General features: G+C 39.0%; 14 protein-coding genes. 7 read left to right on the forward strand and 7 right to left on the reverse strand.

All coding sequences use genetic code 11. From position 1 onward, the window contains the following. Positions 1 to 132 precede the first annotated feature (132 nt). Positions 133 to 3,465, forward strand: coding sequence for a CHAT domain-containing protein (locus tag AACZ88_RS18090; RefSeq protein WP_339713290.1), 3,333 nt, complete (start codon positions 133 to 135; stop codon positions 3,463 to 3,465). Between the two features lie 71 nt (positions 3,466 to 3,536). On the opposite strand, the gene AACZ88_RS18095 is transcribed toward AACZ88_RS18090, so the two are convergent. Further along, complete coding sequence (locus tag AACZ88_RS18095; RefSeq protein ID WP_339713292.1) at positions 3,537 to 4,325, reverse strand: hypothetical protein; 789 nt, start codon at positions 4,323 to 4,325, stop codon at positions 3,537 to 3,539. Between the two features lie 197 nt (positions 4,326 to 4,522). On the opposite strand from AACZ88_RS18095, the gene AACZ88_RS18100 reads away from it, so the two are divergent. Beyond that, a complete protein-coding gene (locus tag AACZ88_RS18100; protein ID WP_339713294.1) occupies positions 4,523 to 4,687 on the forward strand; it encodes a hypothetical protein in 165 nt (54 codons plus the stop codon). 113 nt (positions 4,688 to 4,800) lie between these two features. On the opposite strand, the gene AACZ88_RS18105 is transcribed toward AACZ88_RS18100, so the two are convergent. Continuing rightward, positions 4,801 to 5,445, reverse strand: coding sequence for a response regulator transcription factor (locus AACZ88_RS18105; RefSeq protein WP_339713297.1), 645 nt, complete (start codon positions 5,443 to 5,445; stop codon positions 4,801 to 4,803). Positions 5,446 to 5,455: 10 nt separating this feature from the next. Next, complete coding sequence (locus AACZ88_RS18110) at positions 5,456 to 7,459, reverse strand: tetratricopeptide repeat protein (RefSeq protein ID WP_339713299.1); 2,004 nt, start codon at positions 7,457 to 7,459, stop codon at positions 5,456 to 5,458. A gap of 143 nt (positions 7,460 to 7,602) precedes the next feature. Here AACZ88_RS18110 and AACZ88_RS18115 point away from each other — a divergent pair, with 143 nt between their 5' ends. From AACZ88_RS18115 to AACZ88_RS18135, 5 genes are read left to right on the forward strand one after another with little or no spacing between them, the layout of a single operon-like run. After that, positions 7,603 to 8,151, forward strand: coding sequence for a hypothetical protein (locus AACZ88_RS18115; protein ID WP_339713302.1), 549 nt, complete (start codon positions 7,603 to 7,605; stop codon positions 8,149 to 8,151). 20 nt (positions 8,152 to 8,171) lie between these two features. Further along, positions 8,172 to 8,828: a hypothetical protein gene (locus AACZ88_RS18120; RefSeq protein ID WP_339713304.1), complete on the forward strand. Its 657-nt coding sequence runs from the start codon at positions 8,172 to 8,174 to the stop codon at positions 8,826 to 8,828. 32 nt (positions 8,829 to 8,860) lie between these two features. Continuing rightward, positions 8,861 to 9,112 (forward strand): hypothetical protein, encoded by a 252-nt coding sequence (locus tag AACZ88_RS18125; protein ID WP_339713306.1) that lies wholly within the window; start codon positions 8,861 to 8,863, stop codon positions 9,110 to 9,112. 57 nt (positions 9,113 to 9,169) lie between these two features. Continuing rightward, positions 9,170 to 9,706, forward strand: a complete 537-nt coding sequence (locus AACZ88_RS18130; protein ID WP_339713308.1) for a hypothetical protein — start codon at positions 9,170 to 9,172, stop codon at positions 9,704 to 9,706. A 21-nt stretch (positions 9,707 to 9,727) separates the two neighbouring features. Further along, the gene (locus AACZ88_RS18135) at positions 9,728 to 10,276 is read left to right on the forward strand and encodes a hypothetical protein (RefSeq protein WP_339713311.1); all 549 of its coding nucleotides are present in this window, start codon (positions 9,728 to 9,730) and stop codon (positions 10,274 to 10,276) included. A gap of 33 nt (positions 10,277 to 10,309) precedes the next feature. Here AACZ88_RS18135 and AACZ88_RS18140 read toward each other — a convergent pair whose 3' ends face one another. Genes AACZ88_RS18140 through guaA form a run of 4 tightly spaced genes read right to left on the reverse strand, consistent with a single transcriptional unit; the run spans position 10,310 to position 14,973 of the window. Further along, a complete protein-coding gene (locus AACZ88_RS18140; protein ID WP_339713314.1) occupies positions 10,310 to 10,846 on the reverse strand; it encodes a DUF922 domain-containing protein in 537 nt (178 codons plus the stop codon). Next, positions 10,834 to 11,238, reverse strand: a complete 405-nt coding sequence (locus AACZ88_RS18145; protein ID WP_339713317.1) for an OsmC family protein — start codon at positions 11,236 to 11,238, stop codon at positions 10,834 to 10,836. Before AACZ88_RS18145 ends, AACZ88_RS18140 begins: the two co-directional genes overlap by 13 nt. A 2-nt stretch (positions 11,239 to 11,240) precedes the next feature. Continuing rightward, positions 11,241 to 13,439 (reverse strand): LysM peptidoglycan-binding domain-containing protein, encoded by a 2,199-nt coding sequence (locus AACZ88_RS18150; RefSeq protein ID WP_339713320.1) that lies wholly within the window; start codon positions 13,437 to 13,439, stop codon positions 11,241 to 11,243. A gap of 1 nt (position 13,440) precedes the next feature. After that, positions 13,441 to 14,973 carry a glutamine-hydrolyzing GMP synthase gene (gene guaA, locus AACZ88_RS18155; RefSeq protein ID WP_339713323.1) on the reverse strand — a complete coding sequence of 511 codons (1,533 nt, stop codon included), beginning with the start codon at positions 14,971 to 14,973 and terminating at the stop codon, positions 13,441 to 13,443. Positions 14,974 to 15,430: the final 457 nt, after the last annotated feature.

The following is a 15,430-nucleotide window of genomic DNA, read 5'->3' on the forward strand; positions in this document are numbered from 1 at the left end:
ATATGGATTCCTTGATTCTAAAATTAGGCCTCTTCTAAAGAGCGTCTATTTATAATTCGAACAAGAATTGAAAACTAAAATAAGATAATTATTGTAAGTTTAGTCAGTATTCTTTAACATCAGGCCAGAACAATGAAAGTATTGCTTTTTCTATTGACAGCTTCTGTACATTTTGGATTATTTTCAATTGATAGTACTACCAAAGACTTCCAAGAAAATCTTCTCATAAGCGTTTCGACCGAGATTAGAGCGGCACAAACGCTTATTCAAGCCAAAAAATACGACGAAGCTCGAACATTGTTAAGTCAAATCAGAAATAAGGTTCAAGGGGCCACGCCACAAGAAACCTTTACGATGTTGACATTACAGGCCATTAATTTGGAAAATTCCATCTATTTAGAGCAAAAGGAGTATGACAAGGGCATATCTTTTTTAAAAAATTCGTTCAACACGCTTTTAAATTCATCGTATGAGAACAAAAATTTCCCGCTTCTCATTTTTAGTCAGGCCACAGGGATGCTAAAGGGTTACGAAAGGGCAAAGCGATATGAAGATGTACTCTCGATATACCAGTTTTTCGAAGAAAAAGGCACTTTAGAAGGCCCGGTAAAAGATCTCTATCAATACCAAATAGCATCGCTTAATTCGAATATCAGGAAAAAACAGGAAAGAGAAAGCAGAAATTCTAATACAACCACTTCAGAAAAGGCATCTCCAATAAAAACCGAAACCAGCATCGAAAACAAGACGCTTGCAGCTGCACTGGCATTGCAAGAAGCTGTAGATTCAAATACATTTTCAAAAGAAGACGTACTTCGAATGGCCGAATTTTCACAAGATGAAGAAACAGATGCCGATATGGCCAAACTATTGGCATTGGCAGACTTAAAGGAAGAAATGGACACCAAATCTGATTTCACCAACAACGCAGCCCTTCTAGAAAAGCTACAAAAAATCGACCCTGACGGTGCAGAAGCCTTTAATGGGGAAATGGACCAGATCACAAAAAAAATAACGACCCTCTTGGGCATAGAAGATCTGGGCGACCTTGAAAATCTTTCAATCGGTGATATGAATTTGAATTTTGAGGCACTTGAACAAATGGCGGCCGATTCTGACCTTGATGTTTCCATGGATAGTATAAAATATGCATGGAACAACCTTAAATCGAACGACTCATTACTTTATGATAAACTAAAGCGCACTTCTCAGAAGAACCTTTTAGAAATGGAAAATGCAGAAACCAAAGGTTCGTCTAAATTAATGGAGACCCATAATCTGTTCGGCGCAAACTTACGTTTAAAAAATTACAGTCTTGCCAAAAAAAATCTTGACGATTTCGTGTCTATTTATGAAAACCTCTCTGAAAGCGAACGGGGCGGTTATGACAAAAGCATCATCGACATGTCGTACTGGAGCCTTTATTTTGTTCAGAAGAAGTACAAACAAGCACTGCCCTTTGCCCTTAATTTATCACAAAACGATAAAGGCATCATTAACACCAATAGTCAGTACACCATAGCTATTACCCATTTTCAAATGAAAGATTTTGAGAACGCCTTGAATCGAAGCAAAAAAGCCATTGCAACCCTAAAGGAACGAGGTAGTAAAAGCAACAGCACCGCTTTACAACAAGCTCAAACCTTACAAGCCCAATCACTACTGGCGTTGGGCAAGTACCAAGAAGCACTCAACAGTTTCGAAGCCCTTGATCTAAAAACACCAACTAACCCCAAGAAAGAATCTTCATTGCTTGACTTATATTTCTCCCCACTTTCGGGAATGGCCCTTGCCTATGAAAAAATGGGACAAAGTGAAAAAGCCGATAAATACATGTCGCAATACATTAACACCGTTACCGATCAGGTGTTTGAAAGAAACATGAATACGCTCGTAAGTCTTGAGGAAAACGAAGAAAAATATATTTCTGACAATATCTTCTATTTTCTAAGTGAACGGAAAAGAGAGCCAAACGAGTTGTCTGGCCTCGGATACAATACCGCATTACTATTTAAAGAATTTCAATTGAACAGTGCCAAGACAATGGCCGATAATTACCTGAATACCGATGATAGTGAATTAAGAAAACTATTTTACGACTATCTTGAAGTAAAAGAAAAATCTAAAGATATAGCTACTACAATTAAGCAAAAAGATTCTTTGACAGATTATGATCGTGCCTATGAAAAGATTCTAAAGCAAAAAAATAAAGAGCAAATAGTCAAGCTATTCGATGTTTCCGACTTGAATTTCTCACATGTTAAAAGCCAACTTAATACACAGGAAGCAGCCTTGGAATTCGTTTCCTACTCCCCTTATGCCTTTTCTAAAGATTCAGGTACTATCTTCTATGGAGTCTTTATACTCAAACAAAACACTACCCATCCTGAATTCATACCCTTATTTCAAGATACCGAATTAAAATCCCTTTTAGAACCAGCCCAAAATGAAGGAAGCACTTTTGCTCAAACGGAATACATCTATAAATCCAATGCAAACCAATTATATCAACTTATTTGGAAACCCATTGAGCAATATCTAAAAAATATCGATACCCTTTTCTATGCCCCAACTGGCTTATTACATTCACTATGTTTTGATGCGCTTTCGAGCACTGACGGTGGTTTTTTATCAAATCGCCATAGACTTATCAGAGTCGGAAGTACAAAAAATATTGCAAAAACAAGGGCATCAAATCAACCCTATAACAAAGTGGCACTATTTGGAGGAATAGACTACGATACCAACCTTTCTTCAAAAATATTGCCTCCCGGGGGGAGCAGCGAACGTTCGGGCGAATTCACGGCGCTGGCGGGAACAGCTGAAGAAATAAACATTTTAGACAGCTTACTAAAGTCACAAGGCCTCACCACCACCATCGATTCTGACCAGAGGGCCACCGAAGAGCGACTTTACAACATCATTGAGCAAGAACGACCAGATATATTACACGTAGCTACCCATGCGTTTTACGTTAAATCAGTGGAAGAAGACATGTTTACGGTTTCAGAAAATGTCGGATACGGCATAATCAAAGAAAACCAAGACCCTATGAACCGTTCAGGTTTGGCACTTGCAGGTGCAAACCAGTTTTGGAAATCTGGAAACAAGGCTTCCGACCAATTCGAAGATGGTATCGTGACCGCCAACGAAATGGCCAACTTGAATTTGAGAAATGTAAAATTGGTAACCCTATCAGCTTGCGAAACCGCTTTGGGACGCTCATCATCAAACGAAGGGGTTTTTGGCCTACAACGCGGACTCAAAATGGCGGGTGCAGAAAACTTATTGCTCTCCCTTTGGAAAGTTGACGACATGGTCACCAAAGAATATATGAATGCCTTTTACTCGTATTTGATACAAAATAAACTACCTATGCAAGAAGCTTACGCCAAAACCAGGGAAACCATTAAGAAGGCACATCCTGAACCATATTATTGGGCTTCATTCGTATTGATTCAATAATAATCGAAAGGGAATAGAAGATATAAGCCTGCTTATCATATGCCATACCGCAAATTCAAATACTTCTTGTATTAAAACAGCGGATCCAAATCGTCATCGTCATCCATATCATCGATATCATCTTCCTCTGCCAAATCGTCTAAATTGTCGTCATGGTCATCTATAAAATCATCGATCAGCACACCTTTGAAGTCTTCAAAATTTGGTGCGGCCGCAAACAACAGTCCGAACCCTCCCAAAAAACGATATAACAGAGAGGCGCGCCTCATTTTTTGTTCTGACGCCTTGATATTCTCTTTGATAAATTCTTCAAGTTCGCCGCGAATCGTATCTGAGCCCTTTTCCGCTACAATACCAGCAAGCCGTTTTTCCGTGACCGTATTTACAAAAGACTCCAAAGAACCATCCTTTAACTCTTCCATCAAACCCTCAAGTGCCGAAATATGTTCTTGTATCATTTCTATTTTTGAAGGAGTTTGCCCAAAAACAATTTCAAGTATGGTATCCGATGGCTTAACTAGCGCATAGTGGGTATCTATTTCAACCTTATTTTCCTTTTCAAATTTCAAAAATCTACTAAGCTTCCCTTCAAAATAATAATTGGTAATAACATTGAGTGTTTTAAGCGTCGGCCTGTGAACTTCTTTAATGGTCAGTTGGTTTTCTTGTTTCAATTGCTCCCTTAATTCAAAAGCTCTTTGAATAGTGCGTTCATGAATAGTTTCTCTATCGAGGGTGCCTTCTGTTGCAATCTTCAAATAGATATTCCCTCCCTCCGCATAGAAATCATCTTTTAGAACCTGATCCATGAGGTAGATAAATGCAGGAATATGCGCTCTAGAAAACTTCCATTTTGACATATCCAAAAATATATAAAAATAAACTGCTTTCAACCTATTTTTTCAAAAGCCATGACTTGACATGACTTGACATGTCAGATCTAGCAGGGTATTTCCATGCAACTTGCGGTATGATTCAGAAACAAAAAATACATTGAATCATACGTGAGAGGCCTCTCATTTTTTAACGGAATTAATAACACTTAAATCCTAAAAAGATGAGACTCAAGTTAATCAAATTGGTAATCGCCGTTGTATTGTTAAATGGAATTTTCGTTTCATGCGAAAAGGTCGAAGAAGCCGTCATCTATGATGAGTTGGAAATTTTATCACCCTACACTCATGATGAGGATGCAGACACAGAAATGGAACCTAACATCTAGTTTCATAAAACCCTGAACGTTTTATTGACGTTCAGGGTTATTCTTCATTTTTCTTCTGAACAGCGTAGTCTCAATCTTTTTAAGGCCATTAAACCCAAATTGCAAGTGTCAATCTACAAGGCCCCCTCTCTATTGGCATTTTTATAACTCACATAAATCGAGATTAAATTTACCGTATTTCTGGCGTCGAGTTTTTGGGTGCAATTTTTTATATGGGTTTCTACGGTACGAATACTGATAAAGAGTCTATTGGCAATTTCTTTTTGGGTAAGCCCCTGTGCCAAAAGCTCTACAATTTCTTTTTCTCTTTTTGAGATTTCCATCCATCTTCCGATTTCAAGCATCGCCTTAATATTTTTATCGGCATAGGTATTTCCTTCGGCTACAGTTTCGATTGCCTCCAAGGTTTCGCCTACCCCCAACTTTTTATCGAGGTACCCTTGCACGCCAATATCTGAAAACAAGATTTCGTAACTGTCGACCTTTGCTTGTTGGGTAAGCACAATTATCTTTACCAATGGATAATTTTCCCTTACTTTTCGAGCAATGGTAAATCCGTCAAAATGGCTGGACTCAAAATTTAGGTCTAAAATCAAGATATCAATGACGGTTTCCGACAAGCGAACCAAAGTCTCTTGGTAGTCATGGGCAACGAATACTTCCGATATCTTTTCCGGGTATTGAAGTAGAAGTTGCTGCAGCCCCTGGGAGAAAATGACCGAATCTTCGGCGATAAGAATTTTCAATGGTTTGTTCATAGTTTTTATGCTAAATGGGAAAACTAAATTTCACCTCGGTTCCTCCGCTTACTTTTTGAATACTACTACATCCTCCTAACAACTCTGCCCGTTGCTTTATATTCAATAATCCAATACCACTCTTTGCGCTATTGTTAAGGCCCATTCCGTTGTCCTTAATTTTAAACTGTAATATTTTCTCATCAGTGAGTTCACAATCAATTTCTAACTGTGTGGCCTGGGCGTGTTTGGCCACATTATGCAATACTTCAAGTAATATGCTGTAGATATGGTTCTGCACTTCAAAATCTAAATCGTTTAAAACAGGGGGCAGTTCTTGCTCAAGTTGCACCTCGATTTTTCGGTACAATTGAAACTCTGCCAACTGCGATTTCATAATGGCCGTAAACGGACGCCCTTTAGCCATCATTTCCAAAGGAAACAATCTATGGGAAACCTTTCTAACCTGATCATTGACTACCTCAATATCAGAAGCTATGTTCTCGGCCAATTCAGCTTGATTAGAAGCCCTAGGCATAGCCAAAACCTTCAATCTAAGTCCGTTAAAGTTTGCCGCGACTATATCGTGGAGATCTCTGGCAATCCTTTTTTTTATGGTCTCTTGACCTTGATAAATAGCTTCCAATTTTTCAATTTTAAGAGCCTGTTCCTTGGTCTTTTGTTTTTGAGCATATACATAGTAACTAATAGCCAACAACAGCACTACCAGCCCTAAAAGAGCCAGCATCCAATTCTTATTGAGAAGGTTTCCCCTTTGCTGCTCCAACAACAACAAATTATTCTGATTGGCCAAGGAAAGTTGAAGGTTCTCATTGACCTTTTTTTCGTAGGCAAAACGAGATTGCATGGTCTGTATGATCTCTGTACGTTCTAAATCATAGACCTTTTCAAAAAGTTCGGAATACCTTTTCTGATAATCTGAAGCCGACTTATATGCGCCGACTTCCCTTTGATAGGCGACTTGATTTTTATAATAATCCAACAAAACCAATTGATCGGAAATATGGGGAAAAAAGCTTGCTACCGAATCTAAATATATCTTTGTCGCTTTGAGGTCGCCTTTTAGCAGCATGAGGTCGGCCATTCCGTTGTAACTATACATTACCGCGGCCGTATCTTTCTTTTTTTTCTTGTAAAAAATCGATGCCTCAAAATATTCTTTGGCCAAATCGCCCTGCTTCTTTGCCTTGTACAAATTGGCCAAGTTGTACAGGATTTTTCCATAGTTGACATCATCTGACTCCAATAATTTGAGCGCCTGATTATAATAAACGATAGCAGAGTCTTGCTGTCCCAAATTTTTGTAGACAATGGCCAGATTGTTATAGTGGTTCGAATTTTCGTTTTTTACATCATTTAATTTTCCCAATTCTAAGGCTTGTTTGTGAAAACCCAAAGCTTGGTCATAGTTTTTTAAATGGTTGTGAATGTTTCCTATAACACTACAGACCTTGGCCAATTGTCGCGTATCATTTAATTCTGAAAAACCTGTATGCGCCAACAACAATAATTCCAAGGCCTTATCATAAAGCTGATTGTTTTTATAAACCGTGCCGGCACTTAGGTAAGCGTTATAGGTAGAGGCATCATATTCCAAAACTTTGTACAAGGCAATGCTTTTTTCCAAATAAGGCAAAATACTGCCCTGTTTAGGCAATTTTCTTTTTAATAGATAGTGGTTATAGTAGGTATCGGCAGCTGTTTTCGTGGTACTATCAAGCTGCAGACTTTTCATGTAATTTTCTTCAGCCCTTTCAAACTCCTTTTTAAGGTAATGATAGACTCCAATTTTCTTATACAAGGCCGCGAGTGCCGATATGCTGTTTTCAGCTCTTGCCAAAGTCAATGCTTCTTGATAATTATCAAACGCCTGTTCTTTATGGTTGGCCCTTAACAAGCTGTCTCCCCGACCAATTAACATATCAATCTCGGTTCTACCATCGTTTTTTTGAGCATAAACGATTAGGTTGAAAAAGGAAAAGACCAAAAAAACAAGTATTTCTAATTTTCGCATTAAAAGGCTTTTGAGGTTTCTAAGGTAGAAAAATATTAGTGTCAAAAAATGAAGTCCCCCTAAATTACGGGAATACCCGTATTGACCAAAAAAAGGATAAGCCCTTATTTTACCGATAGAATGTTGAACCTAAATAAGCCAAAATGAAAACAGTAAAAAACACCCTATCCATTATCGCATTTTTATGCTGCAGTCTACTTATAGCGCAAACAACCGCTCAAAGCGAAACTGAAAATAAAGAACAGGATAAAAAAACCATAAAGGAAGTCGACCAGATCAACAAAGCATCGGCAGAAATCAACGAGGTCTCGGAAAACACTTCGGAAGCAGTTAAAAGTACCGTAGCAAATACCAAAGAGACAGCCAAGGCCATTGGTTCGCTTTTCGGTGGTGGCAACAAAGAAAAGAAAGACAAAGACTCCCCCGATGTAGTAGTCATTATTCATAAAGTCGCTTACGACGATGACAACCTGAATGCACTTTATGAAAAAATATCAAAAGCAAAAACCGTAAAGAAAGCATCAAAGAATTTCAGCGGGGAGACCGCGACAATCAATCTATCAAGTAAAGAAAATGCAGATGCCTTATGGCAAGGTGTTCCCAAACCCGTACGAAGTGCTTTTAAAATGATAACCATGGGCGAGAGCAGCATAACGGTACAACTTGCAGGAACCTCCTTTGATGAACAATAATCATTTAAAAAAAGATCGCTATGACAAATAAAAAATTGAATTACTACTTATTTACGGCTGTACTATTACTTTTTGTTAACATTGGCTGTACTACTGAAGGAATCGAAACACCCCTCGAAAACCTTATCAAAGATGAAATCGAAGAAGAGCAAGTAGATCGCGAAAGTGATGAAGAAGATGATGAAGACCAAGAAGAACAAGAGGTCAATTCTTCTATGACGGCCAAAATCAACGGCAACGATTTTAAGACATCAACGGTATTTCAACAATACCTTGCAGGGGCTTCTGTAAGTATGAATGAAGATATCTATGCTATTGGGGTCATCGCCTTTGACATACAACTCGATTTACGTAAACCAAAGTCTATATATTTATTCATGTATGGTGACGATTTCGACGAATTAAAAATTGGCTCTGCTTTCACCACGGTAACCAATATTGCAATTCCCGAAACGGGCGGTGCCTTTGCCATCTATAGCGAAGACCCCGATACCGAAGTAGAGGATAACGAATTTTCAACAGAGAAGGTGGAATCGATCAACATAAAAATAACTGCTTTAGATAAAGAAAACCATTTGATTTCAGGAGAATTCAGTTTTACGGCCATAGATGAAGACACCAATAAGAAGTACATCATCACCGATGGTAAGTTCCAAGATATGAAATATGATAATTGAAAATAACCACAAAAACTAATAACCAATAAATTATGAAAAAATCAATCTTAATTACGGCTGTTCTATCCTTATTCATTTTTACGAATTGCTCAAAAGCCAAGGAGGCCGTGGATACATTGAACAGCCTCGAATGTTTAAGAAAAGTGCAGGAAATCAATGATAATGACAACCTCACCTGTTCCGAGACGATTGCAGAATTAGAAAAACTGGAACGAAACTGCGGAGCTTTCGACCAAGAAATACTAGAAAGTATAGCCTTGGTTAAATCAGTCTGTGAAGATTAAAGAAACAATTTCGAAATACCAGAACATGAAAAGAAACATTATTTAGAAACGAATATTATGAAAAAACTATTTTTTTATCCGACGCTTATCCTTCTTATGGTCACTTCATTTCTGACGGCCCAAGAATTCAATAAAGGCACTAACGTTATCAATGCGGGCATAGGCATTGGCGGTAATTTCAATTACGGGAGCTTTGGAACCTCATCGCAAGGCCTGGGCCTGAATGCAAGTTATGAACGTGGCATATGGGAAATAGGAGGACCCGGGGTTATTAGTCTGGGTGGCTATTTTGGCACAAAAACTTATAAATATGATTATTTCGGAGGCAATGAAAAGTGGACCTACACCATTGTCGGTGTACGGGGTGCGTATCATTACAACGGACTAGAAGTGGAAAACCTTGATGTTTATGGGGGAGCCATGCTATCTTATAACCTCGTTTCGTACGATGGAAATAGTGGCAGTTTGAACAGCAGGCCCAGTGGAACCGTTTTTGTTGGGGGGCGCTGGTTTTTCAGTGAAAACTTTGCCGTATTTGCGGAAGGTGGATACGGAGTGGCATTTCTTTCACTGGGTATCTCACTTCGATTTTAACGCAGTAAAACATAGAAACCTATGAAACATTACCAGAATCAACTGTGGGCACTATTGCTTTGCCTTGTTTCAATTAGCTGTAGCAACGACGATAATCATGATACTGAAACACCATCAAAAACCGGTGGGGAAGGTACGATACAATTATCAGGACCCGATACAACGGATGTCGGCACTACCTTGACAGTCGGAGACGTCGCTTACGGAAGGGACGACCTAACGGGAATAGAGGAGTCGATCGTTGTAGTGAATAAAGGGGCCACAATCTCAGAGGAACGCGCCACCGGAGGACCCGCCAACCCAGAGAACCTCAGTTCCATAATCACCGATGACAAAGACAATGGTTTTGTAATTGTTGTAGGAGCCGGTGCCGTTTCCATGGCAATTTTGATCGATGGAACGCCGTATCGATATGGATGCATTTCAGAAGGTAGCACAACGGCATTTTCCAATTGCGAGTCTTTTGATTTTGATATCCCTGGAAAAAAAATGGTATTTAGCAATACCACGGTTAAGAATACAGACACAGGAAGCTTGCTGACGTTAGACGGAACGGTTACCTGGGATTAAGACACATCAGAAAACAGTTCAAACACTTAAAAATCAATAACCATTGACGAGGGCCTCGGCAATCATCTTGTTCCAAAAGCGTTGTTTTTCTAAATCTCTAGAGAAGTTTGTTTCACGATCATAGCGATTTTGAAACTGCCCCAATTCCCTATTTATTTGTCTAAAAATTGCTTTTATTTCTGATTTTATATTTTTGGTAAACCTCGTTTCAGAAAGCCTTTTTTGCATCTTTCGAGCGTATAATTCTGAAATATCAAAATGAAGTTGTTCGTGGCCCAATATAATGGAATCACACAATTCTGGGCGGTACCATGACTTTTTGGGATAAAAATAGGTCACCACATTAATCGTAAGTTCAGGAGCAGCTGCGGTTCCAGCGGTAGAAAATTCATAAGAAATTCCCGAAGCCGTTGTAGCTGCTGCCCAGGCAGTCTTAAAAGGTTTTCCCTTAAAATCGGACCATGCCAATTTTCTTTCCGAACTCCAAGGAATAATCTCCTCCTTTTGCGAAAAGACAAGGCCAGAAGAAAAAATACAAATTAAATAAAGAATGTATCTTAAAGTTCCCATTTGAAGGAAATCACTTTTTCAATATCGGGATGCAAGCTTTGGTGCACTGGACAGGTATTTGCCGTACGCTCCAATATCTTCCGATTCTTTTCAGAGATGCTCTCTGGCAAACGTAATATGACCTCTATCTTGGAAATTCGACGAGGTGCTTCCGCCATGTATTTTGTCACTTCCGCAAAAGAATCGGTCAAATCAAGATCAAGTCCCTTGGCTTTAATGCCCATAACCGTAAGCATGCAACTTGCCAATCCTGTAGCTACTGTATCGGTCGGAGAAAAGGCCTCGCCCAGACCATTGTTATCAATTGGGGCATCGGTAATAAAAGTATTGCCTGAACGCAAGTGTTCACAAGTAGTTCTTAAATTTCCAGTATAGGTTACCCTTGAAGTCATAATTACATTTTTATCTCTTTGATGCGCATATCTTCAAGTGACATGATATATGAAGATTGATTGAAATAGCCCGAAGTGCTATCTTTCCTGTAAGAGAATTTATTGCCCGCGTATTCGGTTTCCCCAATCTCTTGAGAAACCTGCATTAAATCAGTTTTATAGGCTAATTTCATCAAAAGGTCATAAGTGATGTCAAATCCACGTACGGCGTACCGATCGGGATAATCTCCAAACCGCTGACGATATCGTTTGACAAAACCATTATCAGCCGTTTCTTTATGCACAGAGGGGTAGGTAAAATGAAGATTTGACAAATGTGAATTCGATATCACCTCATTGTCAAAGGCCTTGTTCTTATTCGTCGAGAACATACGTAATTTTACTTTCACTCCCTCGGTATCGGCAGGGTCTAACAACGCATTTTGAAACGAATTCAGAATAGAGGTAACACTTGAAACCAATTTAAAATCATCGGTTTCGACAAATACCCAGTTTTCTGTTTCCTCGGATAACAGTGTTTTGAACTTGTCAATATCGAGACCAATATTTTTCTCTTCTTCTTTAACTTCTGCAATTTTAGCATTGGGAAATTTAGCCAAAATAGCCGCTTTTTCAGTAGAGTGGTCAGAATCTGCAATGATTATAATGTTCTGATCTTCCCGCACCTCTGCCACGTAATTGAGTATATCTTCACGGAGGATATCATCGGATGTATACGAAAAGAAAACGTTGTTAAGGCTCAAATCGCTCATCGCCGGTATTGGTGCAATTACGGGAACCTGATATCTTGAAGCTTGAATCGCCACTTCCTTCAAGGAAGGAAGATCCAAAGGCCCCACAATAGCATTCACTTGTGCAAGATTTTGCTGACGTAATACTTCCTTGGTCTTGGCCAAGTTCAATTGATTGTCAAAAGTTTTCACATCTACGGAAATACCCAAAGACGCCAAAGAATCAAGGGCGATTAGAGCACCGGAATAAAGACCCAAACTAAGCTTAGAATCCACTCTTCCATCTAAAGATTTTTGGGCACTTTCCTTATTAGCAATATCAATCCTATCTAAGCGAAAGGGCAATAAAAACAAAAGTTTAGGCGTATTGGCCGGATCAATACTATCCAAAAGATTTATCTTATCGAGTACCAAAGCATTTTTCACCTCGAAATCACCCGTTTGGTCTTTTGGCAATTTTAATACCATACCCGCTTTCAAACCTCCTTTAAGATCCGGATTCAATAAGAGTAAATCTTTATAGGTGATTCCCAACTTACGAGTTAACGAGAATTCAGTTTGTTTTGGTTTTACTTCATAAAAAATAAAATTGTCGGTATTTATATCCTGAGCATCTAATTTTTGCTGAGGAATACGAATAACCATTCCTTCTTTTAAACCTTGCTGTTGTTGTATCTCAGGATTTAATCGAACGATCTCATCTGACTTTACACCAAATTTCTTCTCCAACTGATAAAAATTCATCTTCGGTGGCACCGTATACGACATATACAGTTGCGTTTCTTGCTTTTCAACAGTACTCCCTGCCATAATAGGCATTCTCAACTCTTGCCCCTCTCTTAAATAATCTGAGGTTTTTGAAAGATCAGGATTCAATAACAAGAGACTGTCAATTGTGATTCCGTGTTTATTGGCAATACTCCAACGCGTCTCTTTGGGCAATACTTTATACATAGTAAAATCACCCTCATCCACCGCCCCCCCGGCAGTATGTGCATTTTTAAACTTCGGTATTTTAAGAAGCATCTTCCTTTTCAACTGACTGGAATACAATTGACGATTATACTTCTTAATATCATTTTCCGAAATATTAAAGCGCTTTGCTATTCCATACAGCGTTTCTTTCTTCTTTACGCGATAGGAGGTAAAACCGTACGGTTTTTCATCATTGGCCGTTTGTCCTGTAATCGTTTCATTCGCTCTGACAATCGTTTTATTCTCAGTTTTTTGTTCCGTAACACCAGAACTTTTGGGAATAACCAAAATGGTATTGGGTTTTAGGCTTTGCCCCTGTCTAATTTCCTTATTATACGTAAGAATATCCGCCTGCGTCACCTTATATTGTTTCGCAATAGCTTCCAACGTTTCTCCACTTTTTACCGCATGGGTAGAAAATTTCTGTGCAGTAGCCTTGCAGCCGGCGAAAACCAACAACCACAGCACAACCGTAATTTTTAAAAATTGTTTCATATCATTCCCATTCTATGGTTGCCGGAGGCTTAGAACTAATGTCGTACACCACCCTATTGACCCCTGGTACTTTATTTATAATATCGTTCGATGTTTTTTGTAAAAACTCATAGGGCAAATTCACCCAATCGGCAGTCATTCCGTCAGTACTTTCCACGGCGCGCAATGCCACACACTTCTCATAGGTACGTTCATCTCCCATAACACCTACACTATTTACCGGCAGAAGCATAGCTCCGGCCTGCCAAACACTATCATACAATCCCCAATCCCGAAGTCCGTCAATAAAAATAGCATCGACTTCTTGTAAAATGGCTACTTTTTCCCTTGTAATATCACCTAAGATACGAATAGCCAATCCAGGACCCGGAAAAGGATGACGGCCCAACCGTTCATCGGAGATGGCCATACTGGCACCCACCCTACGCACCTCATCTTTAAATAACATTTTCAACGGTTCTACCACTTTTAACTTCATAAAATCTGGAAGTCCGCCTACATTGTGATGACTTTTTATAGTGGCAGATGGCCCTCCTGTAGCTGATACCGATTCGATAACATCGGGATAAATCGTTCCCTGAGCCAACCATTTGGCATCTTCGACCAAATGTGATTCGTCATCGAAGACCTCAACAAATACCCTGCCGATAATCTTACGTTTCTTTTCGGGATCACTTTCTCCAGCCAATGCATCCAAAAAACGTGCCGAAGCATCAACACCTTTTACATTGAGTCCCATGCCCTCATATTGCTTCAATACATCTTCAAACTCATTCTTTCGCAACAGCCCATTGTTTACAAAAATACAATGCAAATTTTTACCGATCGCTTTGTGCAACAATACTGCCGCCACGGTTGAATCAACCCCACCGGACAAACCTAATATGACTTTTTCGGTCCCAATTTTTTTCTTCAGTTCGGCTACGGTCGTTTCGACAAAGGCATCGGGTGTCCACGTTTGCTTTAGCCCTGCAATAGTGACAAGAAAGTTTTCCAATAGCGTCTTTCCATCTGTAGTGTGATAAACCTCTGGATGAAATTGAATACCGTAAGTAGTCTCACCTTGAATTTTATAAGCAGCATGCTCTACATCATTCGTACTAGCTAAGACTACAGCATTCTCGGGAAGCTTTTGAATGGTATCGCTATGACTCATCCATACTTGGCTGCCCTTGGAAATCGAACGGAAAAAAGCATCATCATTCTTAATATACGACAGGTTGGCCCTTCCATATTCACGAGTATTGGAGGGTGCCACATTGCCACCATGAAAATGGGCAAGGTATTGCGCCCCATAACAAACCGCCAATAAGGGCATCTTCCCCCTTATTCCCGACAAATCAGGATGCGGTGCATCGTCGGCCCGCACCGAGAAAGGGGAACCCGAAAGAATTACCGCTCCAAATGAAGAGAGATCTTCAGGTACTTTGCTATAAGGTTTTATTTCACAGAAAATATTGAGTTCCCGAACGCGTCTTGCGATAAGTTGTGTATACTGGGAACCAAAATCTAAAATCAGGACATTGTTTTGCATGGGCAAAAATAGCAATTTGAAAATTTTGGAAAAGGTTCTTTTGAGGATAATTAAAATATAAAATGAACATCTTGTTAAAAAAGCCCTTCCAGGACAGAACCGACACTTCAATAAAGTGGGAAAATTTACGCTTTCTTTTTCAAGTTTTCGGGATATTTCATGTTTTTACAGAAAAACACATTTGTATAAATCAAAAGTTTAAATAAAAAATATTAAAATACTGGATAACAGTTTTTTAAATCAATTCCTACAAATTATAAAAATATCAATAAAACAACCTAAAATGCTATTTCTTCATCATTATTTGTATGGCGCAGGCATCGAAACATCCTAACCCACATTAAAATAATTTCGATGTTCATTCCGCTTAAAAAACTATTTGAAATGGTTTGAAGTTATGACTTTTTTAGAGTAAAAATGGTAAAAACATCCCACAAAAACTTTAACCCGAGATATC

Source organism: uncultured Kriegella sp. (genome assembly GCF_963975415.1).
Lineage (GTDB): Bacteria > Bacteroidota > Bacteroidia > Flavobacteriales > Flavobacteriaceae > Kriegella.

Excerpts from the sequence above, each read along its gene's own strand:
- AACZ88_RS18090 (WP_339713290.1), top strand. The coding sequence starts at position 133 with ATGAAAGTATTGCTTTTTCTATTGACAGCTTCTGTACATTTTGGATTA.
- AACZ88_RS18095 (WP_339713292.1), bottom strand. The coding sequence starts at position 4,325 with ATGTCAAAATGGAAGTTTTCTAGAGCGCATATTCCTGCATTTATCTAC.
- AACZ88_RS18100 (WP_339713294.1), top strand. The coding sequence starts at position 4,523 with ATGAGACTCAAGTTAATCAAATTGGTAATCGCCGTTGTATTGTTAAAT.
- AACZ88_RS18105 (WP_339713297.1), bottom strand. The coding sequence starts at position 5,445 with ATGAACAAACCATTGAAAATTCTTATCGCCGAAGATTCGGTCATTTTC.
- AACZ88_RS18110 (WP_339713299.1), bottom strand. The coding sequence starts at position 7,459 with ATGCGAAAATTAGAAATACTTGTTTTTTTGGTCTTTTCCTTTTTCAAC.
- AACZ88_RS18115 (WP_339713302.1), top strand. The coding sequence starts at position 7,603 with ATGAAAACAGTAAAAAACACCCTATCCATTATCGCATTTTTATGCTGC.
- AACZ88_RS18120 (WP_339713304.1), top strand. The coding sequence starts at position 8,172 with ATGACAAATAAAAAATTGAATTACTACTTATTTACGGCTGTACTATTA.
- AACZ88_RS18125 (WP_339713306.1), top strand. The coding sequence starts at position 8,861 with ATGAAAAAATCAATCTTAATTACGGCTGTTCTATCCTTATTCATTTTT.
- AACZ88_RS18130 (WP_339713308.1), top strand. The coding sequence starts at position 9,170 with ATGAAAAAACTATTTTTTTATCCGACGCTTATCCTTCTTATGGTCACT.
- AACZ88_RS18135 (WP_339713311.1), top strand. The coding sequence starts at position 9,728 with ATGAAACATTACCAGAATCAACTGTGGGCACTATTGCTTTGCCTTGTT.
- AACZ88_RS18140 (WP_339713314.1), bottom strand. The coding sequence starts at position 10,846 with ATGGGAACTTTAAGATACATTCTTTATTTAATTTGTATTTTTTCTTCT.
- AACZ88_RS18145 (WP_339713317.1), bottom strand. The coding sequence starts at position 11,238 with ATGACTTCAAGGGTAACCTATACTGGAAATTTAAGAACTACTTGTGAA.
- AACZ88_RS18150 (WP_339713320.1), bottom strand. The coding sequence starts at position 13,439 with ATGAAACAATTTTTAAAAATTACGGTTGTGCTGTGGTTGTTGGTTTTC.
- guaA (WP_339713323.1), bottom strand. The coding sequence starts at position 14,973 with ATGCAAAACAATGTCCTGATTTTAGATTTTGGTTCCCAGTATACACAA.